A 25,679-nucleotide genomic window follows, 5' to 3' on the forward strand; every position below is an offset into this window, starting at 1 on the left:
TATGTACCCTATTATTTCCTCCTGCTATTAGCAACGGTAACAAAAAAATCCTGCATTTTCGCAGGATTTTTAAGTAAACTTTATGCGGTTTATATATAGGTACGCTATTTCGTACCACTTGCACCAAATCCAGATTCTCCACGGACCGTTTGAGATAATTCATCTACTTCCACTAATTGAATAGAAGGAACAAATTGAATAACCATTTGAGCAATGCGCATTGATTTTTCTACGATAAATGGTTCTTGACCATGGTTGATTAAAATAACACCGATTTCGCCTCTATAGCCTTCATCTATAGTGCCTGGGCTATTCAGTACGGTTACACTATGCTTTAATGCTAGTCCACTTCTTGGTCGAATTTGGGCTTCCGTTCCCTTAGGTAACTCAATCTGAATACCTGTCTTAATGAGTTTGGCTACGCCTGCTGGGATTTCTACTGCTTCTATGGAATAGAGGTCCATGCCTGCATCACCAGGGTTGGCTTGTATCGGTAGCATGGCATCAGCGTGAACTTTTTTAATTTTTACTTCTAGATTCATTGTTCTTCATCCTTAACGATTAAAATTGAATGTGTCATCTGTGATTGGCGCAACTTTTGCCTTGGCATAGGTAGCACCCTTTTGTGAAAAGAAATCATATGTGGAGCCTTCATTACGAATACCATTCATCACAATTGGATTGACTTCCTCTTCTGGGAACATGGCTTCAAAGCCGACATTCATTAAAGCTTTATTAGCATTATAACGTACATATGCTCGCACTTCAGGTGATAATCCTGTTTCCGCATAAATATCATCTGTATACTTCATTTCATTTTGATATAAATCTAATAATAGCTCATAGCCCCATAAATGTAGCTCTTCTTGCTTTTCCTTTGAAAATTGCTTGAATAAATTTTGAGCAAAAAATCCAACTGCTACCCCATGGATAGATTCATCGCGCAAGATGAGTGAAATAATCTCGGCACTGTTTCGTAGGAAGCCTTGTCCTCCTAAGTATAGTGGATAGAAAAAGCCAGAATAAAACAGGAAAGATTCAAGCATAACGGATGAAAACATCGCTTTCCATAAGCTCTCTGGATTGCCTTCTTCAATACTATTATAAATGTCTGCTATTTTATTGGCTTTATACTGTAGAAATTCATTTTTCTTGACCCATTCAAATAGCTCGTCGATTTCTTCGTTTGTACAAAGCGTTGTGAAAATATAAGAATAGGACTTGGCATGTATCGCCTCGAATGCATCAAAAACGGTTAGGACAGCCTTTTCCTGTAAATCGTCTGTATAAGCAGCAACACGATTCATTCCGATATTTGTTTGTACAGTATCCAGTAAGGTTAATCCTGCAAATACTTTTTTATATGTGTCCTGATGCTCAAAGCTTTTCCATTGTTTAATATCTTTACTGACCGCAATTTCTTCTGGAAACCAAATTTGCTTCCATTGCTGGTCCCAAAATATTTGGGCAAGCTCACTTGTTGCCTTATTCCAATTGACTGCCTCATAAATTATATTTGACATGCTACACACTCCTCTAAGCTTTGTAATCGTTGACGAACATAGTAAACAGACTTAATGCCTTTTATCCACGCATAAATGTATACTTTAGCCAATTGTTCGGTTGTCCAATTGTCCGTTACATAAAGCGTCATGGAAATACCTTGGTCAACGTGCTTTTGAGAAGCTGCATATAAATCAATTAAATCATACGGATTTACATCATACGCCTCCACATATAAATGACTATTGTCATTTGTTAAATGAGGCATTGGATAAATGGTTCTACTATCGGCGTAATCACGAACCTCTACGCGCTCTGTACATGGTGCGATTGAAGCCGTACAGCTACGAATATATGAAATACTACCAGTTGGTGCAATAGCCAAACGATAGGAATGGAATAGACCGTACTGCATTACATCCTGCTTTAACGTTTCCCACATCTTGTTTGTGATGATTGGAATATTGCCAAGCGCCTTCAACACAGCAGGCGATAGTTCTTCTTCAGTTTTATTGATATATTGGTCAAAATAGCTACCTGATGCATAATCACTGTCCTCAAATCGGTAGAAGGTTGCAGCTTTTTCTTTCGCCATTTCCATCGAAGATTTCAGAGAATAATAGTTCATCGCTTCCATAAAGTGATCCATGAAATCAATGGAATCTTTTGAGCCGTACAGGATGCCTTCTGTCACGAGATGCCCATGGAGGTTCATACAGCCAAGCCCTACAGAATGCATTAATTGATTGGCTTTTGCAACAGACGGAACATTCTTAATATGCGTCATTTGCGATACATTCGTTAATAGGTGCATGGCTGTATCGACTAATGCGCCGAAATCCTTGACTTTACTTGCTGCATGGATATCGATGGAACCTAAGTTACACGATACATCTAATCCATAGTCATTTGGTTGATCCTGGTCCGTAATGATACTTGTCTCTTGTACTTGTAAGATTTCTGTACATAAATTGGACATTTTGACACGTCCAATATTTTTTAAAGGATGTACCTTATTGACATTATCATCAAAGATTTCAAACGGATAGCCTGATTCAAATTGTGCTTTTTTCACCTCTGTGTAAAGCTTTCGTGCATTTAAACGTTTAATTTTACGAATTTTAGGGTTATCAAGTAGCTCGTAGTACATGTCTGAAATAGAAATTTCAGACATACGTTTACCATATTCTTTAAAAATATCATATGGGCTAAACAACACAATATCCTTATCACGTTTCATCAGTTCGAAGAAAATACTAGGTATAATAATCCCTGTTGAAAGGGTTGCGAGGCGAATTTTATCATCAGCATTTGGTTTTTTTGATGAAATGAAATTTTCTATGTCTGCATGGAAAATATTTAGATAGACAACACCTGAGCCATTTCGTTGCCCTAGCTGATTAGAATAACTGAAAGAATTTTCTAACAGTTTCGCTACTGGGATGACACCACTTGCACGATTTAATATCTCTTTAATTGGATCACCTAATGGACGTAAATCAGTTAAGTTGACCCCAACTCCACCACCAAGGCGTGATAGCTCTAAACAATAGCCAATATTTTCAGCAATACTATTCATGGAGTCATCCATTGATAATTTAAAGCAGCTGACTAATTCACCACGTGCTTTCTTACCACTATTTAAAGCAGTTGGTGTTGCAGGCTGATAGGCTTCCATCATTGCTTCGACAGAGCGTTCTGCTAGAGCCGTGTTGCCTTGAGCTAAATACAAAGCAATAATGACAATACGATCCTCATACTTTTCTAAGATTTCTTCCCCATCACGACTTTTCATAGCATAGCTATCGTAAAATTTGCTTGCGCTCATAAAGGATGGAAAGCGGAAATTATAATCATAGGCTTTCTTGTACAGCTTCTTAATAAATTCCATTTCGTACATGTCGATAAATGCTTTCTCATAGTAGCCCTCATCAACTAAATAGCGTATTTTTTCCTCAATATCTATAAAATAACGCAAACGTACGTTAACATACTCTAAAAAGTAGCGGCGCGTAGCTTCGCGGTCCTTTTCTAACTCAAGTAATCCAGTTGTACTATAACGATTCAGTACGTCATTATTAAGCTTTAAATAGGTTTTCATCTCATTACCCTCGTTTCATAAAACGTTTGTATTGCTTCGTAATCCGTTTGATTACCTCGTAAATCTAATTTCCTTACTAAGGGTACATGATAGGTAGCAGCGATTTTCTCACCAGCAGCGCCAAATACATGATGACCGAAGTTACTATTACCACTGGCAACTACTCCTTTACAAAAATCCCTGTTTTTTTCTAAGAAACGTTGTACCTTTGCTGGAATGTCACCTAAACCATCTGTGTAGGTAATTAAGAGATATGGCTTGTTCAATCGCAATTCTTCCGAGAGCTCGATACATTCTGCCTTTAATTTGGATACAACATTTCGGACATTACCTGTACGACTCGCGTAAACAATCATAGGGCAATCAACTCAATTTGAGAAACAATTTCCTGAACATCTCCTATGAAAGTTTCATTCATCTCTAAAACAGGCACACTTAAAAAACCTGCGTCAATAATCGTTTGCTTTGCTTGTTCATCGTGATCGATGTTAACAATTTCAGCTTCAAGTCCTGCACGTTGTAGTTCAGATTTTACCCATAGGCATTTTGGACAAATTGTTTTCGTATAAAGTTTCATAGAAATCCCTCTTTTCATAAAATAAAAAAGCCTATCTCCTCTAAAGAGATAGGCTAAATGGAAACGTTAACATACCAAAAATACTGACGTTCCCATCTCTTAATCCCCGAAGAAATGATAAATTTGTTTTATAAAGGCAGGTCTCCTGGCTTTGCTTCATTCTCTGATTCCCTTCCCATGCAAATGCACAGTGGTTGCAATCATCGTCAGCTTCACAGTTGCGGGGACAGCGTCGGAATTGTACCGAACTTCCCTTTTAAACTACATGTAGTAGTACCTTTGTAAAACGAACACAATATATAGTTGTTGTTCAATAGTTTTAAGTGTACCATCCTTCAAATGAAAAGTAAATCAAGATTCTAAACTTCTTTATTTTTGGATTATTCAGTATTTTTAATTATGTAGTTCCAAATAGATTACCACTAATCACTTATACCCAAATCAAAAATCTATTTTTAACGATGTACGTGATTTTCTATTAAAATGGATCTAGAATTCTAATTTGAGTTTAAAGAAATCTTCTATTTTATGTACCATTGAAAAATAGTTGTCTCTATCGTAAGTCCTGAAATAATGATCATCTCTTACCCATTTCAAATGATGCTCATTACATTAATAAAGAGCATGCTTTTATCATAACATGCTCTTACCATTCTATCATTGGGATTATAGTCTAACCTTAACCTCAGTCCCGTCCTGAGCTTTGACATCGACTAGCACAAGTCCTTTATAATTTTGTAGTTCCTTGATAATCGGCTTTAACATTTCTTTGTCGATGAGGGGAAAGGTAAAGTCTATTTTCTTTTTATCGAAGTATGCCTTTGTCCACTTATTGGCTTGTTGCTGAATCCATTTAGAAGTTAAAATGGAGAGGACAATGGTTAGCACAGTATAGGGAACAGGGACGGTAAAGCGAACGTCTTTTGCTTTCACTTTTACATGCATCATTCGTCGCCTCTACTCAATGAAGACTGCAACGGAATCTCCGTTTGCTGATTTTATATCTACAATTTGTCCATCTAGTTCATTTTCAATTGCTTCAAGAAGAAGATTGATGTCGATATCTTTTACGTATTTTTCAGATTGCGGAATACTTGCAGCGATGCTGTGTCCTGCCATCAATACGGCTTTGACAAGTTTAATTGGTAAATTTACCGTGACATTATCATTTTCGGTGGATACAACACGGACCTTTAACGTTTTATCTAAATACTTTGTTTTTTCCACAAATTTATTCTCTGATTCTTCTTTCTGTTGTAGCACTTGAATCAGCTCTGATCCTTTATCCGCATCAATTTTGCCCTCTTGAATCATCGTTAACACTTTTGTAATTTCCTCTTTCATGGTCGTTCCTCCCTATTCGTCTTTTAAGAGCTTTATGGCTTCATCTGTTGTGATTTCGCCATTTTCAAGCATGCTTACAATTTTTTTCTCATCTACTTCATTTTTCTTCTTTTGAGCATAGCCAAGGGATGAAATAATATCATTTAGCTTGCCTCGAACTGTTGGATACGAAACCCCCAGTTCCTTTTCAACCTCTTTAATATTTCCTCGGCAGGTTAAAAATACTTCCACAAAATGAAGCTGATCCTGTGATAAGGATGCTAGCTTCGACAATTCAAACTCATTTTCAATGGTCGTGTGACAATGAGAACACTGTAACTTCGTAATTTTTAATGTTTTACTGCAGACAGGACAATTTGTGATTACTTGATAAGCCATAGTGAACTCCTTCCTTTAAGTTAAGCTGATTATATAATAAAGAAATTAAAGATGTAAATAATAATATTAATAATTTTAATTAAAAAATAAATAAAATTAATATCTTGATTAATTTTATTTATTTTTGTTTCTATATTGCTTTAAAAATTAAGAAAACGCCATTTTTAATTTCTCAAAATGGCGTTTCTGTTTAATTGGGTCTATCCTTCTTTTTTCTTTCCCGCGGGTGTGATGGCAAAATTGCATTGTATAACGCTTGTGAAGCGGGGTGCTGATATGTCCCATCCTTGCCTATCTCCTCCACTAGCTGACCATGCTGCATCACAAGGATGCGATCTGACATAAAACGTGTGGCCTGTAAATCATGTGAAATGAATAGATAAGCAAGCTGTAGCTCTTTTTGAAGTCTTTGCAGTAGCTCTATAATCGTCTTTTGCAAAATCATATCAAGACTACTAATGGCCTCATCTAAAACAATCAGTTTCGGCTTTAATGCAAGAGCTCTAGCAATGTTGACTCGTTGCTGCTGTCCCCCACTTAGCTGTGAGGGATAGTTTTGAGCCATTGCCCACTCTAACTCTACACAGTCTAGTAATTCCCTTACTTTCTGTTGTCGCTCTGCTTTGCTAAAATGCTCGAAATTCAAAAACGGTTCTTCGAGTATTTCGAAAATCGTCTGTTTTAGATTAAATGAATGATAACTATTTTGAAAAACAGCCTGTAAATTTCTTCGTATCATTTTTTTCTCTTTGCTGGGTGCTTCGTATAAATTGACACCTTGAAAGATCAGCTCTCCGTTTGTTGGTCGTTCAATCCCTAAAATAATGCGCCCTAATGTGCTTTTTCCAGAACCACTTTGACCGACGATGCCAAGACATTCTCCTTCCTGAAGTGAAAATGTCACATTCTCTAATACAGGGGCTTCCTGTCCTCGTTTGAATAGAAATGGTCTTTGCGCATAGTATTTCTCAATATTTTTTACTTCTAGTAGCGTCATTTTATCACCTCATAGCATTCTCGCTTGTAAAAGTTTCTTGGTATAGGGATGCTGAGGCGCATCAAAAAAATCAAAAACATTTGCTTGCTCAACGATTTCTCCTTGATACATCACAGCCACATCGTCCGCAAGCTCAGCAATGACACCTAAATCATGCGTGACAAGGAGTATGGTAGCATCTGTTTCTGAGCGAATTTGATTAAATAGTGTTAATACTTGTTTCTGATTGATGGTATCCAGAGCAGTCGTAGGCTCGTCTGCGATGTAGAGGGAGGCCTGTATCGCCATTGACAGAGCAATCATCACACGCTGTAGCATGCCTCCACTTAACTGGAAAGGATAGTAGGACAAGAGCTGCTCTGGCTGAGGTAAATGAACTTTTTTCAAAGCATCAAGGGCGATCTGTCTCATTTCTTTTTTTGTAAGCTTAAAGTGTGCTTTTAATGTTTCTCGAAAATGACTTTCAATCGTTTGAATATGATCAAATGCAGCGGGTGGGTTTTGCAAAATCATCGAAAGATGTCTGCCACGATAAGCTCTCCATTTAGTAGCTGAAACGTTTAATAAATTTTCTTGCAGATAGAGTACTTCCCCTTGGCTGACATGGGCAAAGGACGGTAATGTTTGCATGATGGCATGGCAAAGCATAGACTTGCCACTGCCACTTTCCCCGATAATTCCTAGGACTCGCCCTTTATAAGCTGTCAGGTTGATAGAGGTTAATATATTTTTCTCCCCTATTTTGACTGTGAGGTCTATCACTTCTAAAACTTTCTCCATAACTTCCCCTTTCCTAGTCAAGCCTTTTTAAACGATTTGCTAATTGATTAAACAATAACACAACAAGGATGATGGCAAGTCCTGGATAAAGCATTAATTCAGGATGCTGTCTCATGTATTGCTTTCCTTCATTGATCATCATGCCCCATTCTGGAATCGGTGCCTGCACCCCAAGTCCGATAAAGGAAAAGCCTGCAATTTCTAAAATCACCTTCCCGATATCTAATGCGACAATCGTGACAATAGATGGCAATAGATTGGGTATATAATGGCGTCTAATTAATTGGATACCTGTAGTGCCCGTTATCCTAGCAGCTTGAACAAAGTCTTTCTCATTGATGCCAATAAACAAACCTCGGATCATTCTTGCATAATAAATAAGCTGTGTGAAAATGAGCGCTATTAAAACATTTTTTAAGCTAGGACCTAATATACCTAACAGCCCAAATGCAAGTACGAGTGTCGGAAAGGCTAATAAAATATCACATAATCGAATAAAAAGAAAATCAATTAATCCTCTTTTCAACGCTACAAAAGCACCCAGTAGGATAGCTAAAACAATAGCGACTAGCTGAATGATGAGCGCTGAACCTAAAGAATAACGAATACCTAAAAGAAGGCGTGACAAGATACACCTTCCTAAATGATCTGTACCTAATGGATAGTCCCAAGACGGGACTGAAAATTTCTTAGCAATATCGACAGCAAAAGGGTCGTGTGGCATTAAAATTGGCGCCAACAGTCCTAATAAGCCAGTAATGACAAGGAGGAATAGACTGATTAATCCTGTTAAGTTGCCACTTTTTGTTCGTACAAATTTCATTTTTAATCTCTCCTACCCTTCATCATTAGATGAGGGTCCAATAAACGATGCAATATATCTGTACATAAATTGGCAAGCACATAGATAACCGCAATAATTAACACATAGCATTGTACAACTGGATAATCCCTGTTCATAATGGATTCTATTAAGTACCTGCCGAGTCCGGGCCAGCTAAAAACCTGCTCCACAATCACGGCTCCACCTAAAAGATTGCCAAGGGTCATGCCTAGCAAGGAAGTCAAGGGAATAGCAGCATTTCGCAAAACATGACGGATAAGAATCACGGAGCTTTTTAATCCTCTTAGCCGTGCATATTGAACATATTGCTGCTGTAATTCTTCTAGGATGGTTGAACGGATAAGCTGAACGAATAATCCAATTGTTGGTAACGCCAGTGCGAAGGCGGGTAAAACTAAATGAGCAGGTGTGCCCTTCCCGTTTGTCGGAAAGAGTCCTAATTTTAAGCTAAATAAATAGAGTAATAGGAAACCTAACCAAAAGGCTGGAATCGACACACTCAATATGCTAAAGAATCGTATGATTTTATCGATGATGGTGTGCTTATACAATGCGCTTATTACTCCGAATGGAATACTTAGCCCTAAAATGAGGATAAACGCAGCAATAGCTAATTCAATGGTTGCGGGTAATTTCACGAATAGTTCATGTGCCACAGGTAATTTACTAACAAAAGATGTTCCAAAATCTAGCTGGATTACGCCCTTTCCCCATAGCAAATATTGAAGAAAAAACGACTTGTCTGTTCCCAGTTCCTCACGTAATGCCTGAATGGCTTCCTCTGTTGGCGCAACCCTTGCCAAACGTAGTATGACTTCAGCAGGCTCTACAGGAACAAAACGAATAAATACAAAGGTTAGGATGGAAACGCCTAATAAGACAAAGGGCAATGTTAAAATTCTTTTTAAACAAAAGATCCATGTTGATTCATACATGCTGTCACTTCCTACTCAATCCTATGATAAAGAGAGAGCTGTCTCTGCTAGACACACTCTCTCCTCCACTTTTATTTTTCTTTAGCCATTTGTGCATAAGGTATATCATATTCAGATGCACGTGGTGCAAAATCCTTTAGAGATGGTTGATAAATCACATTATTTGTTTCGTAAGAAATAGGGTAAAAGAGTGCCTGGTCATGAAACATCGTTAAAATATTCGTGTAAAGCTGCACGCGTTCCTGTTCATCTGTTCCTACTAATAATTGGTGAATTTTCGTATCGATTTCTTTGGCGTTTGCTAGGCCTAATTTCGCCTCGTACACACCACTAGCATTTGGTGTAGCTGATTCATTTGCAAAGCTATGTGGATCTGTAGGTGGTCCATTGGTACGCCAGAAATTAATATCCACCTGGTCATCCATCAATTTTTGAAGACCGACCATTACATCTGCCCCTTCTAAATTCAACTGAACGCCAATTTTTGCGAGTTCACCTTGCATTAATTCTGCCATTGGTTTTTGAATCGCATCGGATGCAATGTAAATCAAATCTAAAGACAACAGCTGTCCGTTTTTTGAACGAATTTTTTCACCCTTAGGTAATAACCACCCTGCCTCATCTAGCAATTGTTGGGCTTTTTCTGGATTGTATACAATAGGTGCTAAATCTATATTGGCATAAGGAATCGCATCCCAGAACAATGTGTTCGCTACTTTTTCCGTACCATGTGTAATACTGTCGACCATTTGTTCCTTATTAATAGCATATTGAATGGCTTGACGTACCTTTAGCTCAGATAATGGACCAGATTGTGTATTGAATAGCAGTGCTTTCGTAGATAAAGGCTCAGAGGTAGCAGTTTTGTATTTGCCACTGTCTTTTAAATACGTATAGTTATCTAAACTAATAATGCCACGCCCATAAATTAAATCTAATTCTTCGTTTTCAAATGCTAATGAAATAGATTCTGAGTCAGGAATAATTTTTACTTTTATTTGTTCAACTAGTGGTTTTTCTCCCCAATAGTTTTCATTGCGACTAAATAATGCATATTCGTCCTTTTTGTATTCAGTTAATACCCAAGGGCCTGTTCCAATCGGTGCTTTGATAGAATCTTGCGTCATATCATCCTTTGGGAATCCGTTATCCCCTAAAAAACGGAAAGGTCTGACGAAGGCAAGTTCGTTTAAGACTGGATAATAAGGCTCATCCAATTGCAGACGAATTGTAAAATCATCTACTTTTACAACCTCTTTCATGTGGTTAACCATGCCCATCCAAGAATGCATGTCTCGATTCGCTAAAACGGCGTCAAAGTTACGAATGACATTATCTGCATTAAATGCAGTGCCGTCTGAATATTTCACGTCTTTTCTTAGATGGAAAGTATACGAAGTTTTATCCTCAGAGATGTCCCAGCTTTCGGCGAGCTTAGGCGTAACAGTACCATCATCATTGTATTCCACCAAGGATTCATAAACCATTGCTTGGGCAGTCATTTGATTCGGTAAATATGTATGAGGATTCAATGGACCGACATCTAATGGCCAGCCAATCGTTATTATTTTTTCATCTGTTTGGTTTGCTGAGGTCTTTTCCTTTTCTTCATCCGTGCCTGTACAGCCAGCAAGTAAACTGAACGTCAGGACAAGCAGGAAAGGAAGTAAATACTTTGTCAATCTCATTTTCTGTCTCCTATCTCTATTCGTAGTACAAATACATCTACTTGTTGAAGAAGAGAAGGCATAAAAAAACCTTATTCTAAAAAAGAATAAGGACAGAAAAACCCACGATGAGCAAGTCTCCATCCATCTCCCTATCTTTCGTAGATCATCAATGAATCTTCTTACAAGCAGGCATTCTGGCTCATGAATCATCATTTTGTTTCACCTTCCCAAGTACTCACTCAGTGGTATTTGAAACAAAACTCCTCATTTACAGCTGCGGGACAGCATGGGATTTTCACCCATTTTCCTTTTAATTGAATGAAAGACGATTTCACTCAAACTTGTAATGATTGCTATGAAATTAGTAATAAACATAACATGCTCGCATGTTCACGTCAATTTTACTTTCTGAAGATAATATATATATCGACGTAACATATAAAGACTAGGGATTTACCCTAGTCTTCGTTATTGGAGAGTAGATGTGGTAGATTAAAAATCATTTCGTTAGCTTGATGTAGATTGCTGTACAGCTTGACGCAACGTTTTAGTAGCAGCAACCATATTCGCTAAAGCTGCAACGGTTTCATCTTCTTTTCTCGTTTTTAAGCCACAATCTGGATTCACCCAGAATTGATAACGGTCCAGCACCTGTAGACTATCTTTCATAATAGCGAGCATTTCATCCTCGCTTGGTACACGAGGGCTATGAATATCATAGACGCCTAAGCCAATTCCTTTTTTATAGGGCTGTGCTTGTAGTGAGGTAATAAGTTCCCCATGACTTCGTGATGTTTCTATGGAAATCACATCTGCATCTAGTGCGCTAATTGGTTCGATGAAATCATTAAACTCGCAGTAACACATATGTGTATGGATTTGTGTTTCATCTTTGACACTAGATGTCGCAAGCTTAAAGGAATTGACAGCCCACTCTAAGTAAGCCCCCCATTCCTCCTTTCTAAGCGGTAAACCTTCTCTTAACGCTGGCTCGTCCACTTGAATAATTGATATACCTGCGTTTTCTAGTGCTTCCACCTCTTTACGGAGTGCTAATGCAATTTGATAAGCGACATCTTTACGGGACAAATCATCTCGCACAAAGGACCAATTTAATATTGTTACTGGCCCTGTCAGCATGCCTTTTACAAATCGCTTCGTTAGGCTTTGGGCATAGGCGGATTCTTTTACGGTAATTGGTGAAGCCCATGCAACATCTCCATAAATGATCGGAGGCTTCACACAGCGTGATCCATATGAAACAACCCACGCTTTCTCTGTAAAGGCAAAGCCAGTCAGCTTTTCACCGAAATATTCGACCATATCTGTACGCTCAAATTCACCATGAACAAGTACATCGATATCTAATTCCTCTTGTATGGAGATCCAGCGCTTTGTTTCGTCTTCTAAAAATGTTTCATAGGCTTCATTCGATAATTGTTTCTTTCGCCACGCATTACGATTTCTTTTCACTTCATCTGATTGCGGGAAGCTACCGATTGTAGTTGTTGGAAACAGCGGTAATCCTAAGGCTTGTTGTTGGATCGTTTGTCGCTTCGTAAAATTACTGTGTCGTTCAAAATCTTGCTTTGTCACAGTTTGAACGGCTTGATGAATTAACTTATTTTGGCGGATTGGATGATTTTTTAGAGCCTCAATCGCCTTCATACTTTCTGAAAAATTATGTTGTAAGGAACCATCTTTATCTCGTCTATATTTAGTCAGCCCCGTGATTTCTACGATTTTCTCATCTGCGAAGGCCAGAGACTGCTTTAAAACAGGGTCAAGTTCATTTTCAAGAGAGGTTGTGATTGGAACGTGCTGTAGGTTACTTGATGGTTGAATCCATAGTTCAGCCGCATGACTTAGCTGTTCAATGGCTTGAATCGTCGCATTGACCTCCGCCAGGTTTGAACGCCAAATATCACGGCCATTCACTACCCCTATTCCTAATACTTTATCCTGCGGGAAACCAAATTGACGAAGTGACGCCATATTTCCTTTATAGCCATGAACAAAGTCCAAACCGAATCCTTGAACAGGCAATGTACTTAATGCTTCATAGGCACTTAAAGCTTCGAAATAAGTCTGTAGCATTATTTTAGCCTCAGGAACGGCAGTGGCTAACTGGTCATACATTTCTTTCACCAGCTTTATCTCTGCTGGATCAAGTGTTAAGACGAGGGATGGCTCTTCTAGCTGAATCCAAGTGGCACCTGCATCCACTAATTCTTTTAATACCTGCGTATAGAGTGGTAATAAAGCTAATAAGTACTCAATCTGTGTTAATTTGTTGTAGCCTTTCGTTAACTTATAAAATGTATAGGGACCAATTAGTGTCGGCTTCGCAATGATACCGAAAGTTTCCTTCGCCTCTAAAAAGTCGGCTAACACTTTATTTTCTGTTAGTTGTAAGGCTTGTCCCTCATACTCTGGAACAATGTAGTGATAATTTGTATTAAACCATTTTGTCATTTCACTAGCTACGGCTGTTTTGTCTCCTCTTGCTACACTGAAGTAGGTATGAAAATCGACTTTACCACCTTGCCAGTTAAAGCGCTTTGGAACTAAACCAAACATCAAAGCTGTATCTAACATTCTATCGTAAAACGTAAAGTCGCCAACTGTCACCATATCGATTCCAAGTTGCAGCTGCTTGTTTATTCTTGATAAACGGATTTTCTTTAATTTTTCCTCAAAGTCCTCCTCAGAAAGTTCATTGCGCCAAAATGCTTCTAGTGCTTTTTTCCATTCGCGTTCCTCCCCTATATAGGGATAACCGATCAATGTACTTGTATAGTTCATGTTTTTAAGCTCCTTTTTTAGAAAAAATAAAAAGCCATTCTCCTATTAGGAAAATGGCTGCATGTTAAAATTAATAATGCTAAAACAATACGAAAAAGTATCTACTTTCGCATAAACGTTATCGCACAGTGCCTATTTGGTCACTTTTCACCACCTATTTCCACGTAGGTATTTGGTGTGTACTAGAAATTGGCAGGTCTCCTGGCTTTCCATCAACACGCCTCACAGCCTTCCCAGTTTCCCCAGTGGCATTTGTGATTTGCTCCGAATTACAGTTGCGGGACAGCGTCGGATTTGCACCGACTTCCCTTTTAAGCCAAACTTTCATTTGGCACCAAGTCTTACACAATATTCAATTATGCTCCTACTATAGCACATATTTCAGAATAGTAGAAATTATTTTTCAACTATTATATAAATTATTTCTATAAATATTATAGGAATTATTGTATAGTACTAAATGAAAATAAGGTTACATTGTATTCTGTAAAAAAATTTGTTACTATAAAAAGACAATTATGAGAGGACTGATGAATGGACAATGAAGAACTAAACTATATTTTTATTTGAATTGAATGATTTCAAACACAAAATATAGGGTTAGTCTATCCATTTTTAACTATCAGTTTGCATTTTATTTGTCATGACACACATGGCAAATCGCATTTATTCAGAGAAAGACTAATCCTTCCAATGCACAATTGGAGGGATTTTTTCTTGCTTTCATAGTTGATTTTGTACCTTTCATTTACCCATAAAGGAGAGGAAAAATATGAGCGATTCAGAAACTATTGTAACGCATGTAACACTCCGTATAAGTCGTTAATATCCATCTGCTTATACGGAGAAATCAACCATAGATGGATAGACCGACTTTGTATGAAAAGTAATCTGTTGCAATACAAAGGAGGAATTATCATGTCCATGATACAAGTACAAAACCTAACTTTTTCTTATCCAAGCAGCTTTGACAATATTTTTGAGAACGTCAACTTTCAAATCGATACGGATTGGAAACTTGGATTTATCGGTAGAAACGGACGAGGTAAAACAACATTCTTCCAGTTGTTATTAGGAAATTATGAGTATAGCGGAAAAATCATCTCTTCTGTAGACTTCACTTATTTCCCCTATCCAGTTTCTGATCCAAATAAATATACCCATGAAATATTTGAGGAAATTTGTCCTCAGGCAGAAGATTGGGAATGTCTACGTGAAATAGCTTACCTACATGTAGATGCGGAGGTCATGTATCGTCCTTTTAAAACATTATCCAATGGCGAACAAACAAAGGTGCTGCTTGCTGCGTTGTTTTTGACAGAGGGTCAATTTTTATTAATTGATGAACCAACCAATCACCTAGACACGGATGCACGAAAGACGGTTTCCGATTATCTTCGCAGGAAAAAAGGATTTATTTTAATTTCACATGACAGAAGCTTTTTAGATGGCTGTGTTGACCATATCCTATCGATTAATAGAGCCAATATTGACGTTCAAAGTGGAAATTATTCTTCTTGGAAGTTAAATTTTGATCGTCAGCAGGAACACGAAGAAGTAACCAATCAACGACTGCAAAAAGATATCGACCGATTAAAACAATCCTCAAAGCGTTCGTCAGGTTGGTCTAATCAAGTGGAAGCCTCCAAAAACGGCACAACCAATTCAGGTTCCAAACTGGACAAAGGCTTTGTTGGACATAAAGCAGCCAAGATGATGAAACGAGCGAAGAACCTGGAATCCAGACAACAAAGAGCTATTGAGGAAAAATCAAAACTGCTAAAAAATGTTGAAAAAACCGAGTCATTGAAAGTAGAGCCATTGGCATACCCATCAAAAGAAATGGTTGTTGTCACGGTTGTATCGATTCGGTACGATGACCATATCGTGAATAAGCCTATTAGCTTCAAAGTGGCACAAGGGGATCGAGTTGTTTTAGATGGCAAAAATGGAAGCGGAAAAAGTAGTATGTTAAAACTTATTCTAGGTAATCCCATCCAACATACAGGCTCGATAAAGTTAGCTTCAGGTCTAGTCATTTCCTATGTTCAGCAGGATACATCCCATTTAAAGGGATTGCTATCGGAATTTATTGAAGAGCATGGTATTGATGAGACGTTATTTAAATCAATCCTGCGCAAGATGGATTTTGAGCGTATTCAATTTGAGAAGGATATCTCTCATTATTCTGGTGGGCAAAAGAAAAAGCTGCTGATTGCTAAAAGCTTGTGTGAGAAGGCTCATTTATATATTTGGGATGAACCACTCAATTTTATTGATATCTATTCACGCATGCAGATTGAAGAGCTCATAAAAAGCTCTCATCTCACAATGGTGATTGTTGAGCATGATCAGGCATTTCAACAAACTGTAGCAACGAAAACGATAGCGATGTCATAAAGAGAAGAATCCATTTATGGATTCTTCCTTTTTAATGATATTGAAACCAATGGATCCATTTAGAATTTGTCTCTTTTACGATATATAGCTCACCTAGTGATGCACTTTGCGCTGGCAGTAATCTTGGAAACCTTAATCGAACAAACCAGGAGTGATTAGCCACATTTTCTCCACAGAAGTTCACCGCCATTTTATAGTAATTCTCCTCCATGCCAGTTAATATGGGCATGGGCTTTATCACCTCAATTTGCCACTCCTGATAATTAGGGCTTGAGCCATATACTTTTGGAATGATGTCAGCTAATGCTTGACTAAGCTCGTCTTTGTCTTTCTCCGTTGTTTTCATCAATACATCTGGATTTGGACATTTTAAGCCTTCAGGTTCTGATCCCGAAGTAGCTGTTGGAAATAACAAAAGCATACATAAAAAGGGCATTATTATTTTTTCCATTGTTCAACTCCCTTTCTTTAAAAATACTCGATAATTTGCTGTGATTGGTGCACTCTATAAAGTATCATCCTGCAGAAAGGTCACTATTCCATGAAAAAATTTGCTTATGTTTTAATGGCTATCTTCACTATGTTCATTCTGCCATGTAAGATTTATGCGCAAAGTGAACAAACTGATGATCAACTAATCAGGGACACATTCATTACAATCCTTAATCCATTTATTGAAAAGGAAATTGATCATTACTATGGCTATCCTAAGCAGTATGGCTTGTATGATGTGAAAATTTTAAAAATTGTCAAAGAAAGTCAGTTTAGCTTTAAAGTTAGCGTGGAAGTTACGACCTTTGAGCATGCACATTCCCCACCCTACAGTAAGGAAATCATTACGTTTGAAGTCAGTCCAACTGGTGTCAGCACACTTCGCTATATACATGAGGCAGATGATGTAGAAAAGGCAATAAACGCATTCTATAGGGCAACACTGTTAGATATACAGCAGAGTTTTAAACTGGACTTAGCATCGTATACTTCCTACCGATACGATCAATTGCAATATCAAGCTGAAATTAATAATGATATGAAATCCCTTGCTAGGATTGCAGAGGAAATAGTGACCCATATTTTATTTCCTGAGCGAAAGATTCCCTACAAAAATGTCATAGACCCTGTCACTTTTATCAAGGGTAATATAGGTTATATGCTCTTTAAAAGGGCGGATGGTACAAATGTAAGCTATCAGTTGCAAAAGAAAGACGGCACATGGATCGTAAAAGATAAAAAAAGTAAGCCAGGTAAGAAAATGGAGGATCTGTTACCATGGTATATATAGAAAAATGAAGCCAACTGATTCCATCAGTTAGGCTTCATTCTTTAAGAGCGTTTGCATCATACTTTTTATAATTCCCATGTGAAAATTTTCATGGTTCATATGAAAGACAACCATATCACCTAATGTTTTCATACCTAAAAAAGGTTCTTTAAGCGGTTCATGTAGATGTCCTGCACAAGCTTGTTCAATAAGAATTGGTTGTTCCTCTAGGAGCATAATGATTTGATCCATTGTTGGCGGTTGCTCAGTCCAGTCATCTGGTTTACTGCCACTAGGAAACATTACATGATAGGATAGGGGCAAATGCCTTTCTTGTGTGACAGCTGGAAAAACGGTATGATCCCAACCAACTAATAGATGACCAGCATTCCAACGAATATTGTTATGATGTCCAGCGGGTATCTGATCAGCAATATTCTCAGGGATCGTACGTAGAAATTCAACAGTCCAATTACGCCACATTTTCATTTGCATAAATAATTGCGCTTCGTTCATATACTAGCTCCCTTTCTACACGTTTTCAGTATTCGATATCCTAGATTAAATTAATTTATAGTAAATTACGGTTGCTTCTAATTCTCTATCTGGTGAAATAGTATATTGCGGAATTTTCCCTACTTCTTGATAGTCTAATGATTTATATAATTTATTGGAAGGATCCCCTTCTCTCGTATCTAAAACTAGCAAGGAACGGTTTTCTTGTTTTGCTCGTTCCTCTGCTTGTTGCATCAGCGCTCGTCCAATACCGTTGCGTCTAAAGTTGGGATGTGTCATTAACTTGCAAATTTCAGCACGATGAATGCCATTTGGTTTGCTAGTTAAATGCAATTGAATACTACCTGCAATTTCATTATTTATTTTCGCAATGAACAGTAAGACATCTGACGCTAAGACAGATTGCCAATATTTTATCGCTTGTTCTTGTGTGAGTGGAGGTAAAAAACCTACGGATGCTCCTTCATCTACGACCATAATCAATAATTCAGTAAGCCTCTCCAAATCTTGCTCAATATGGTGAAGCTCAATTATTTCAAACTTTTGCATGCCGAAAGCATCTCCTTTTTATAAAATTATTACCTACTATTAAAACAGAAATTACTTTTCCGAAATCGTTTCTAAACGTTGAGTAAGAACTCGTTGTATTTTCTATAAAATTTTTCTGGCACAGCGAGATCAATTTCAGCTAATTTTGCCTCTATAGATTCAAAGAATTTTATACATTCTTGTTTCCTATTTTGTTGAATTAAGAATTCTAACAATTGAAACATATACTGTTCATTGTATTCGTCTAGCTCTAAAAGCTTTTGTAGGCAATTATACTTTAATAAAGTGTGGGCAACGTCTGTACGTGCAATATACTGTTCAAGCACATGTAATACAGATTGCTTTAAGCGGAGCCTGATTTGATTAACCCATAAATACTCCTCATCTATTAAAAAATCACCCTCATAGCAATTCAATAACTGCTGAATGGATTTCTCATCATGTTGATCCTGCTCCAATAGTTGATTCAGCTCATCATAATCAGTTTGAATTTCCGCATTTAATTTATAGTGATTATTGACCAAGAGTATGGGATCTTGAATACCATTGTCCTTTAATATCTTTCTTAAATGATAAATAGTTGTATGTAAATTACTAGCTGCCTTTTCAAAGTTCAAATCTGGCCACAATTCCTCTAAAAGAACTGCATTTAACATAGGCCGTTTTTGGTGAAATAGTAAATATAAAAATAGTTCACGTACTTTTCTTGTTCGCCACTTAATCACATTATGTTGAACATCCAGTAGATAAAAGCTGCCTAATGTATGCGCATATAATGAGTTTTTCTTCTCATCCCTCGGCGCCACCGTCACGACCATTTTTTTCTGTGCTTTTGTTAACGCATTAATCAGTCGTTTTTCCTGTACTGGCTTTAATAAATAATCTGTTGCCTCAACTTCAAAAGCCTCCACGGCAAATTGTGTATGAGCTGTAACAAAAATGATTTGTAAGGATGGTTGCTTGTGTAGGAGCTGCTTTGCAAGTTGCATACCGTGTGTGTCAATCATTTCAATATCTAAAAACACTACATCAATTATTTCTTTTTCAAGAAACTGGAGGGCCTCAGTTGAATTTGTAAATGTTCCCTTAATGTTAATCTGAAATTGGGCAAGTTGTTTAACCATAATAGATAAAACATCAATGGCCAATTTTTCATCATCAACGATCATTATATTCATGTGACACCACCCTCTGGTAATAAAATGACAATTGTTGTTCCCTTTCCTTCTTCGCTGTAAATTCGTAAACTAGCATTTTTTATTAATTTAAATTTCTTTAATGGATTCATAAAGCCAATTCTTGTACTTTCTTCATTTAGCAATTGGTGCAATTTTTCTTCTGAAATTCCTACACCATTATCATAGATTTTAATTCTTACAAATTGTCCCTCTCTCTGTAGGCTTAATTCTATGGTCCCTCCCTCTACTTTCTTAGAGATACCATGGAACACTGCGTTTTCAATTAAAGGTTGAATGGACAATGCAGGGATTCCTAATTGTATCGATTCGTCAATATCATATCTAATACGTAAACGATCTCCAAAGCGCATTTTTTCAATTGATAAATAGGCTTTTACAAGCTCCATCTCCTCATCAATGGGGACAATGCTATTTCGATAATGAACATTCAGTTTTGCACGGAAATAAGTGGCTAAACAATAAAGAGCTTCACGTGTGTTTTCCATATCTGTATAACTTAAACCAATAATCGTATTAAGTGTGTTATATACAAAATGTGGTGTGACCTGTGAATATAAATAGTTCATTTCTACTTCGATTGCATCGATTGATGATTGTCGAACAGCCAATAAAGATTCAATACGAATAAAAAGTTCATCGGTAGAAATCGGCTTTTGTAGATAATCATTCGCCCCTACTTTTAACGTTTGCAGTAAGTCAGATTGCTTCATAACTGTAGTTAAGATAATTATTGGTAGTTCCAGCATATCATATTGTTTACGTACACGTTTACATAACTCATAACCTGACATCCCATTCATCATTAGGTCGATTAACATACAATCTACATGATTGGTTTTAATATAATCGATCGCATCAAAGCCGTTATCTAAGGCGATCACTGTATATCCCTTTAAACTTAGTGCTTCCGTTAAAGTTTTTATATTGACATGGTTGTCATCTACCACCAGTATTTTTTTATCACTTCCTTTATAAATAAGGGGCAGTCGAAGCTGTATTTCTGTATCTGTATGTGATGTAATGGTAGCTTGTTCATTACTTACGTTTTCTAGTGTTGAGAGGGGCATTGTAAATGTAAATGTTGTCCCTTCCCCTACAGTGCTTGTCACATAAATGTTACCATTTAATTTTTCAACAATATTTTTAGTGATACTTAGTCCCAAACCTAGCCCTTCTTTATTATGATGATTGTTTCCTTGATAAAAGGCGTTAAAAATACGATCTAATTCTTGTGTCGGAATTCCACAGCCTGTATCACTTACTTGGATGACCATCTGCTCCTGTTCAACATGCGCAGTGACTATGATTGTTCCATTTTGTGTGAATTTAATTGCATTATGCAGCAAGTTATATAAAATTTGTTTAAAGCGTAATTCATCCGTGTAGATCTTTGGCAAATCTAAGTTTATCTCTGCTGTTACCCTTACTTGACTATTTTTGGGCATAAGACTACGAATTTCGGCTACTACCTCATGTATAACAGATAGAGATACACTGCGTAGACTAATCCTTACTTCCCCTGTCATTTGATTAGAAGAAAACAATAAATCTTCTACTAAATGACCTATGCGCTGTGTAACGCTGTGAATTAGAATAACTTGCTCCTGTTGAGATCGTTTTAATGGTCCTTGAGCACCTTCCATTAAGGATCTGGATATATTTAATATTCCGTTTAGGGGGGCACGGAGTTCATGCGAAGTTTTCAGAAGAAATTCATTCTTCATTTGATTATGTTCAAGCAATTCTTCTGACAATGCTGCTATTTTTAAAACAGCTTTATTGGCACGATAATTTAATAATGAGGCAAAGCCAAATAATATTAGTAAAAATAACATAAATTCTGTATAGTCAAAAGGCATCCCAAATAAAAAGTTACAAATGAGTAAAATAGAATAACAACTAATCGCTGTAATAACTATTAGCACATAACGCACAGCCTCTAAACGTTTTAGCATGACCTTTATAAGCAACCATATATTATAGAAAATAACTGGAGCCGTGACACTGATATAGATTATTTTTCTCATAATCATTTCAAATTCTGAGGAGGCCCTTTCATTTTTTGTAAAGGGATTATAGATACCGTACATAACAAACACGATACCAAGTAATATGGCAAGCGTGTATAAAATTTTTCTTTCTAGTAATTGTGGATACATCGCATTTATAAAAAATGTTAAAGCAAGCAGTGCGAGTGGAATGATTCCTAATTGCAGACGTAATTGATTGACCGTCGATAGATCAGTGAATAAAAGGAAAAACACCTTTTGATTGATAAACGACATATAAAATCCTAATGAAATAGTAAATAGACCAAAGAATAACTCTTCCTTACGCTTGCGATTCTGTAAAAATGTAAAGACATAGATCGCACCAACTATAATATGACCTATACTCACTACTATATCTAAAAACACTTTCCAGTGATAATGCTTTTGAATAGCCTTCATCGTACCAAATTCAATAGGATAAACAATTCCAGCCTGAGGATAATTGTAATTTGCAACATGGATGACAATGTCTAGTTTTTTATTGACACTAGGAGAAAAAACGGTATATTTATCATCATTTTCAGATGCATACGCGCTTAAAACAGTACTTGGATTTCCTTTAGCCCCCACCTCAACGCCATTAATGAATACACGACTAGCTTGACGAATCGTTCGAATATATAGGCCGTAAACTCCATCTGATGGTACCTCTATGTTGACGTGATAGGTTCCCACCGAAAGCCCCTCTTCATTTGGCTCTACATATGCTTGCCAATTAAAGGGTACATTTAAATTCTGTTTTTTATGTTGATAGCTATCAAAATTTTCCCCCAAAGAAATTAATACATTTGGATAAAAGGCCCATTCTCCTTCTAGCTTTACAAGCTTTAATAATTGCTCTTCCTCTAATTTTCCTACACCTTTATGTATAATTTTTGGCTGATTAGTGGAGAAATAATGCCAATTACCAATAAAAAAAACAATCACAAAAAGCATGATTATACTTACAATAATTATGATATTTTTTTTCATTTTCGTGCCCCCAAAGATCGATCATTTATGATGTATCTTTACATCATATTGCTCATTGTTTTTACAATCAACCCCTTTTGAGATAGTAGCATACTGTGTTTGAACAAAATCTAAACAAACAATAATAATACCTTTCTTGATGTTTTGCTTGTTGTTATTTTAAAAAAATGATTGTAAGCGGATTAAAAATTTTTATTCGCCTCTGGAAACATGTGAAGTGAATTGTTTTCAATAAATTACTATTGTCTAAATAGACTTTCCACATTATTGAAGGAAAATATTAATCATTAAAATTTTTCTAAAAAATGTTATGATCAGAAAGGATTTTGATTGATGGAGGATTTTGATGAAGGTTGATTTTGAAGAGTTATTAAATGGTGTTTTTTCATCTTTACAAACTATTGATGGAGTAAAATCCGTGAATTCCATTCTTGAAGTACTAAAGGATCGAATTATTTTCCCTGAGATTACCACTTTAATATTGAACACTAGGTTTGAACTGGTTTATTTATTTAACGAGCAGAAAGTAGTGTTTAAAACATTAAAAGAAGTATTGATTGATTCAAATTATATAGAAGAAATTAATTTAATCAATCAACATTGTCATTCAATTGAGAGTATTCTAAATGACTTTGTTCACACAGATACACTTAAAAATTATTCTTTAAGTCTCCTTTCCTTTAAATATAAAGAGAAAATTCCGAATAGTTAATATTGTGATGGTGAAAACGTTCAAAAAATGGAGTGTGGCAAGTGTTTTTTCTCCAAACTCCATTTTCCAGACGCTAGACCTAGTATTTCTGTTGATATAAAATGGTTTGGGCAATTCCGATAAAATATTCGGATTCTACAATGATATGATTTAATACAACTTTAGCTGTAGGATTTGCGTTTATCGGTTGACTTTCTTGCATAAGCGTTCGGCAAAACTGGATAAATTGATCACTCTGTTGCAAACAGAAGGAAGTAAGCTGTAAAATATCCTGAAACAGAGCTGGAGAAACTTGTCCCTGGGAACGATTGACGGTTTCTATATATCTTACAACTTGCTGATGTGTTTGAGCGAAAGCTTTTTCCCATTCCTTTAACGCATCGACATATTGCTGCTCCAAATCTTTCACAAGCTCTCTTATTACTACTGTATGCTCCTCTTCTTGATGTTTCCAAAATTCAGCTTCATCTAATACACGTAATGGCATTTGATGGCCATAATAAAATTGCATAAAAATCCCCTCCCACTTATCTCTATTATGTATATACAAGAAATGTGGAAATAGAACTTTGAAAGAGATTCACGTCATAGTAGAACTGTTAAACCAAGCATTGTTTAATAGCCTAATGCCTGTGTCAATCTCATCTTCCGCTAGATTAGCAAATCCAAGTAATACCTTTGCAGGCTGAACAACCAAGGGATTTGCATAAAAAATAGATGTTGGGTAGACCTTAACACCAGCCATTTTTGCTGTATCAATCAATTCCTCTTCAGTCATCTTATTATTTGGTTCAAGTAAAATATGTAAGCCACTGCTGGCTCCATAAATTTTCCCATTTTCCCCGAACGTTTGTTGAATGGACTTTAGTAATGCCTCATATCTTCGCTTATAACTATTTCGTGTTTTATTCAAATGTCTCTCCCAATGCCCACTCTCTATAAATAGCTGTAATGTATGCTGATGGAGTCTAGACACAGTTTGAACATAGTAATTGTTTTGATGAAATAAATCCATTAATTTTCTAGGTAATATCATATAGCTTAGCTTAATGGCTGGAATCAAAGATTTTGAAAAGGTGCCCATATAGATGACGCAATCACTTGAATCTAATCCCTGTAGTGCAGGAATCGGTTTTCCAGCATATCGAAATTCCCCATCATAATCATCCTCGATGATATAAGCATCTTCTTCCTTAGCCCACTCTAGTAATGCTAATCTTCTTGAGATAGGCATAACTGTTCCAAGGGGAAATTGATGGGAGGGTGTGACATACACAGCCTTGATGTTATTGTTTCTTAACGGATCGATATGAATACCATGCTCGTCAAGTGGGATTGGTTTCACCTTTATACCATTATCTTTAAACAAGTAACGAACGCGATAATAACCTGGATCTTCTATAGCAAAAAGCTCATTCCGTCCAATTAGGTTACATACGATACCAAGAAGAAACTGCAAGCCTGCTCCTATAACGATTTGCTCTGCACTGCATTGCACCCCTCTTGATTCATAAAGATAGCTTGCCATATAATTTCTTAATTCCAGCTCTCCCTGTGGATCTCCATATAAAAGGAGTTGAGCCTGTTCTTCATCAAGGCTCTGCATTGATAATTTACGCCATATTTTAAAGGGAAAATCTTTTAAATTAATATCTCCATAATTAAAATCGTACTTAATTGCTGGTCGTTCTTGTTTCTGCTGAGTCGCTAATTGTGGTTCAAAATGATGAGGGCCTCCTTGAAAATAACCTTTTTCAAGATCAACTACATATAGTCCATCTCGCTCTTTACTTATCACATAGCCCTCTGCAAGGAGCTGCTGATAGGCTGCATCTACAGTGTTGCGACTAATCTGTAAATGTTTAGCTAGACTACGCTGAGACGGCAATTTGCTTTGAGCCCTTATCTTTCCATTTTGAATTTCTGCTTTTATATAGTTATATAATTGAAGGTAAAGTGGTTCCTCATTATTCAGGTTTGGTGTCATTTCGAGCATGATTCTTGGCTCCTTTAGAAATAGCGTTGTTGGCACTTTTATGAGGTGCCAGTGATTGATTATAATAAAATCTACATCGTTGAGTAGAA

General features: G+C 36.8%; 24 protein-coding genes and 3 riboswitches. Of the genes, 3 read left to right on the forward strand and 21 right to left on the reverse strand.

Annotated features, from left to right (window positions below):
- Positions 1-104: 104 nt before the first annotated feature.
- From dut to metE, 14 genes are all read right to left on the reverse strand, one after another.
- On the reverse strand, positions 105-542 hold the full coding sequence (dut, locus tag HXV90_RS04140; RefSeq protein ID WP_048392753.1) for a dUTP diphosphatase: 438 nt from the start codon (positions 540-542) through the stop codon (positions 105-107).
- Between the two features lie 12 nt (positions 543-554).
- Positions 555-1,523, reverse strand: a complete 969-nt coding sequence (nrdF, locus tag HXV90_RS04145) for a class 1b ribonucleoside-diphosphate reductase subunit beta (protein ID WP_004229921.1) — start codon at positions 1,521-1,523, stop codon at positions 555-557.
- Positions 1,511-3,604, reverse strand: a complete 2,094-nt coding sequence (gene nrdE / locus HXV90_RS04150; protein ID WP_269898457.1) for a class 1b ribonucleoside-diphosphate reductase subunit alpha — start codon at positions 3,602-3,604, stop codon at positions 1,511-1,513. Before nrdE ends, nrdF begins: the two co-directional genes overlap by 13 nt.
- Positions 3,601-3,960 (reverse strand): class Ib ribonucleoside-diphosphate reductase assembly flavoprotein NrdI, encoded by a 360-nt coding sequence (gene nrdI, locus HXV90_RS04155; protein ID WP_048392755.1) that lies wholly within the window; start codon positions 3,958-3,960, stop codon positions 3,601-3,603. The genes nrdE and nrdI overlap by 4 nt, the downstream gene beginning before the upstream one ends.
- The gene (locus HXV90_RS04160; RefSeq protein WP_004229925.1) at positions 3,957-4,181 is read right to left on the reverse strand and encodes a glutaredoxin family protein; all 225 of its coding nucleotides are present in this window, start codon (positions 4,179-4,181) and stop codon (positions 3,957-3,959) included. Before HXV90_RS04160 ends, nrdI begins: the two co-directional genes overlap by 4 nt.
- Before the next feature lie 118 nt (positions 4,182-4,299).
- Positions 4,300-4,477: riboswitch (cobalamin riboswitch) on the reverse strand.
- A gap of 370 nt (positions 4,478-4,847) precedes the next feature.
- Positions 4,848-5,129 (reverse strand): hypothetical protein, encoded by a 282-nt coding sequence (locus HXV90_RS04165; RefSeq protein ID WP_048392756.1) that lies wholly within the window; start codon positions 5,127-5,129, stop codon positions 4,848-4,850.
- A 9-nt stretch (positions 5,130-5,138) separates the two neighbouring features.
- Positions 5,139-5,525 (reverse strand): SHOCT-like domain-containing protein, encoded by a 387-nt coding sequence (locus HXV90_RS04170; RefSeq protein WP_016991732.1) that lies wholly within the window; start codon positions 5,523-5,525, stop codon positions 5,139-5,141.
- A 12-nt stretch (positions 5,526-5,537) separates the two neighbouring features.
- Entirely contained in the window at positions 5,538-5,903 is a 366-nt protein-coding gene (locus HXV90_RS04175) for a DUF2089 domain-containing protein (protein ID WP_004229931.1), read from the reverse strand.
- Positions 5,904-6,093: 190 nt separating this feature from the next.
- Positions 6,094-6,900: an ABC transporter ATP-binding protein gene (locus tag HXV90_RS04180; protein ID WP_269898458.1), complete on the reverse strand. Its 807-nt coding sequence runs from the start codon at positions 6,898-6,900 to the stop codon at positions 6,094-6,096.
- 9 nt (positions 6,901-6,909) lie between these two features.
- The gene (locus tag HXV90_RS04185; RefSeq protein WP_269898459.1) at positions 6,910-7,680 is read right to left on the reverse strand and encodes an ABC transporter ATP-binding protein; all 771 of its coding nucleotides are present in this window, start codon (positions 7,678-7,680) and stop codon (positions 6,910-6,912) included.
- A 13-nt stretch (positions 7,681-7,693) separates the two neighbouring features.
- Positions 7,694-8,503 carry an ABC transporter permease subunit gene (locus HXV90_RS04190; RefSeq protein WP_227744871.1) on the reverse strand — a complete coding sequence of 270 codons (810 nt, stop codon included), beginning with the start codon at positions 8,501-8,503 and terminating at the stop codon, positions 7,694-7,696.
- Positions 8,504-8,505: 2 nt separating this feature from the next.
- Complete coding sequence (gene nikB / locus HXV90_RS04195) at positions 8,506-9,459, reverse strand: nickel ABC transporter permease (protein WP_269898460.1); 954 nt, start codon at positions 9,457-9,459, stop codon at positions 8,506-8,508.
- Positions 9,460-9,530: 71 nt separating this feature from the next.
- On the reverse strand, positions 9,531-11,147 hold the full coding sequence (nikA, locus tag HXV90_RS04200; protein WP_066036744.1) for a nickel ABC transporter substrate-binding protein: 1,617 nt from the start codon (positions 11,145-11,147) through the stop codon (positions 9,531-9,533).
- 149 nt (positions 11,148-11,296) lie between these two features.
- A riboswitch (cobalamin riboswitch) is annotated at positions 11,297-11,489 on the reverse strand.
- Between the two features lie 147 nt (positions 11,490-11,636).
- Positions 11,637-13,934, reverse strand: coding sequence for a 5-methyltetrahydropteroyltriglutamate--homocysteine S-methyltransferase (gene metE / locus HXV90_RS04205; protein ID WP_269898461.1), 2,298 nt, complete (start codon positions 13,932-13,934; stop codon positions 11,637-11,639).
- Positions 13,935-14,108: 174 nt separating this feature from the next.
- Positions 14,109-14,288, reverse strand: a riboswitch (cobalamin riboswitch).
- A gap of 564 nt (positions 14,289-14,852) precedes the next feature.
- Between metE and HXV90_RS04210 the strand changes: the two genes are divergently transcribed.
- On the forward strand, positions 14,853-16,334 hold the full coding sequence (locus tag HXV90_RS04210; protein ID WP_269898462.1) for an Lsa family ABC-F type ribosomal protection protein: 1,482 nt from the start codon (positions 14,853-14,855) through the stop codon (positions 16,332-16,334).
- A 31-nt stretch (positions 16,335-16,365) separates the two neighbouring features.
- Here HXV90_RS04210 and HXV90_RS04215 read toward each other — a convergent pair whose 3' ends face one another.
- Positions 16,366-16,785 carry a hypothetical protein gene (locus tag HXV90_RS04215; RefSeq protein ID WP_269898463.1) on the reverse strand — a complete coding sequence of 140 codons (420 nt, stop codon included), beginning with the start codon at positions 16,783-16,785 and terminating at the stop codon, positions 16,366-16,368.
- A 90-nt stretch (positions 16,786-16,875) separates the two neighbouring features.
- On the opposite strand from HXV90_RS04215, the gene HXV90_RS04220 reads away from it, so the two are divergent.
- Entirely contained in the window at positions 16,876-17,616 is a 741-nt protein-coding gene (locus tag HXV90_RS04220) for a DUF3888 domain-containing protein (RefSeq protein ID WP_054550159.1), read from the forward strand.
- A gap of 27 nt (positions 17,617-17,643) precedes the next feature.
- Here the strand turns inward: HXV90_RS04220 and HXV90_RS04225 are convergent, their stop codons facing one another.
- From HXV90_RS04225 to HXV90_RS04240, 4 genes are all read right to left on the reverse strand, one after another.
- Positions 17,644-18,111, reverse strand: coding sequence for a DinB family protein (locus HXV90_RS04225; RefSeq protein ID WP_054550158.1), 468 nt, complete (start codon positions 18,109-18,111; stop codon positions 17,644-17,646).
- A 45-nt stretch (positions 18,112-18,156) separates the two neighbouring features.
- Complete coding sequence (locus HXV90_RS04230) at positions 18,157-18,660, reverse strand: GNAT family N-acetyltransferase (RefSeq protein WP_269898464.1); 504 nt, start codon at positions 18,658-18,660, stop codon at positions 18,157-18,159.
- Positions 18,661-18,731: 71 nt separating this feature from the next.
- On the reverse strand, positions 18,732-19,838 hold the full coding sequence (locus HXV90_RS04235) for a response regulator (protein WP_048392766.1): 1,107 nt from the start codon (positions 19,836-19,838) through the stop codon (positions 18,732-18,734).
- The gene (locus HXV90_RS04240) at positions 19,835-22,882 is read right to left on the reverse strand and encodes a sensor histidine kinase (RefSeq protein ID WP_269898465.1); all 3,048 of its coding nucleotides are present in this window, start codon (positions 22,880-22,882) and stop codon (positions 19,835-19,837) included. Before HXV90_RS04240 ends, HXV90_RS04235 begins: the two co-directional genes overlap by 4 nt.
- A gap of 346 nt (positions 22,883-23,228) precedes the next feature.
- Here HXV90_RS04240 and HXV90_RS04245 point away from each other — a divergent pair, with 346 nt between their 5' ends.
- Positions 23,229-23,594 (forward strand): hypothetical protein, encoded by a 366-nt coding sequence (locus HXV90_RS04245; RefSeq protein WP_048392769.1) that lies wholly within the window; start codon positions 23,229-23,231, stop codon positions 23,592-23,594.
- A gap of 79 nt (positions 23,595-23,673) precedes the next feature.
- Here the strand turns inward: HXV90_RS04245 and HXV90_RS04250 are convergent, their stop codons facing one another.
- A complete protein-coding gene (locus HXV90_RS04250) occupies positions 23,674-24,105 on the reverse strand; it encodes a DUF2935 domain-containing protein (protein WP_269898466.1) in 432 nt (143 codons plus the stop codon).
- A gap of 69 nt (positions 24,106-24,174) precedes the next feature.
- The gene (pdxR, locus tag HXV90_RS04255) at positions 24,175-25,590 is read right to left on the reverse strand and encodes a MocR-like pyridoxine biosynthesis transcription factor PdxR (RefSeq protein WP_269898467.1); all 1,416 of its coding nucleotides are present in this window, start codon (positions 25,588-25,590) and stop codon (positions 24,175-24,177) included.
- Between the last annotated feature and the right edge of the window lie 89 nt (positions 25,591-25,679).

Origin of the sequence: Lysinibacillus sp. JK80, from assembly GCF_027557635.1 — a bacterium.
GTDB classification, from domain to species: domain Bacteria; phylum Bacillota; class Bacilli; order Bacillales_A; family Planococcaceae; genus Lysinibacillus; species Lysinibacillus capsici.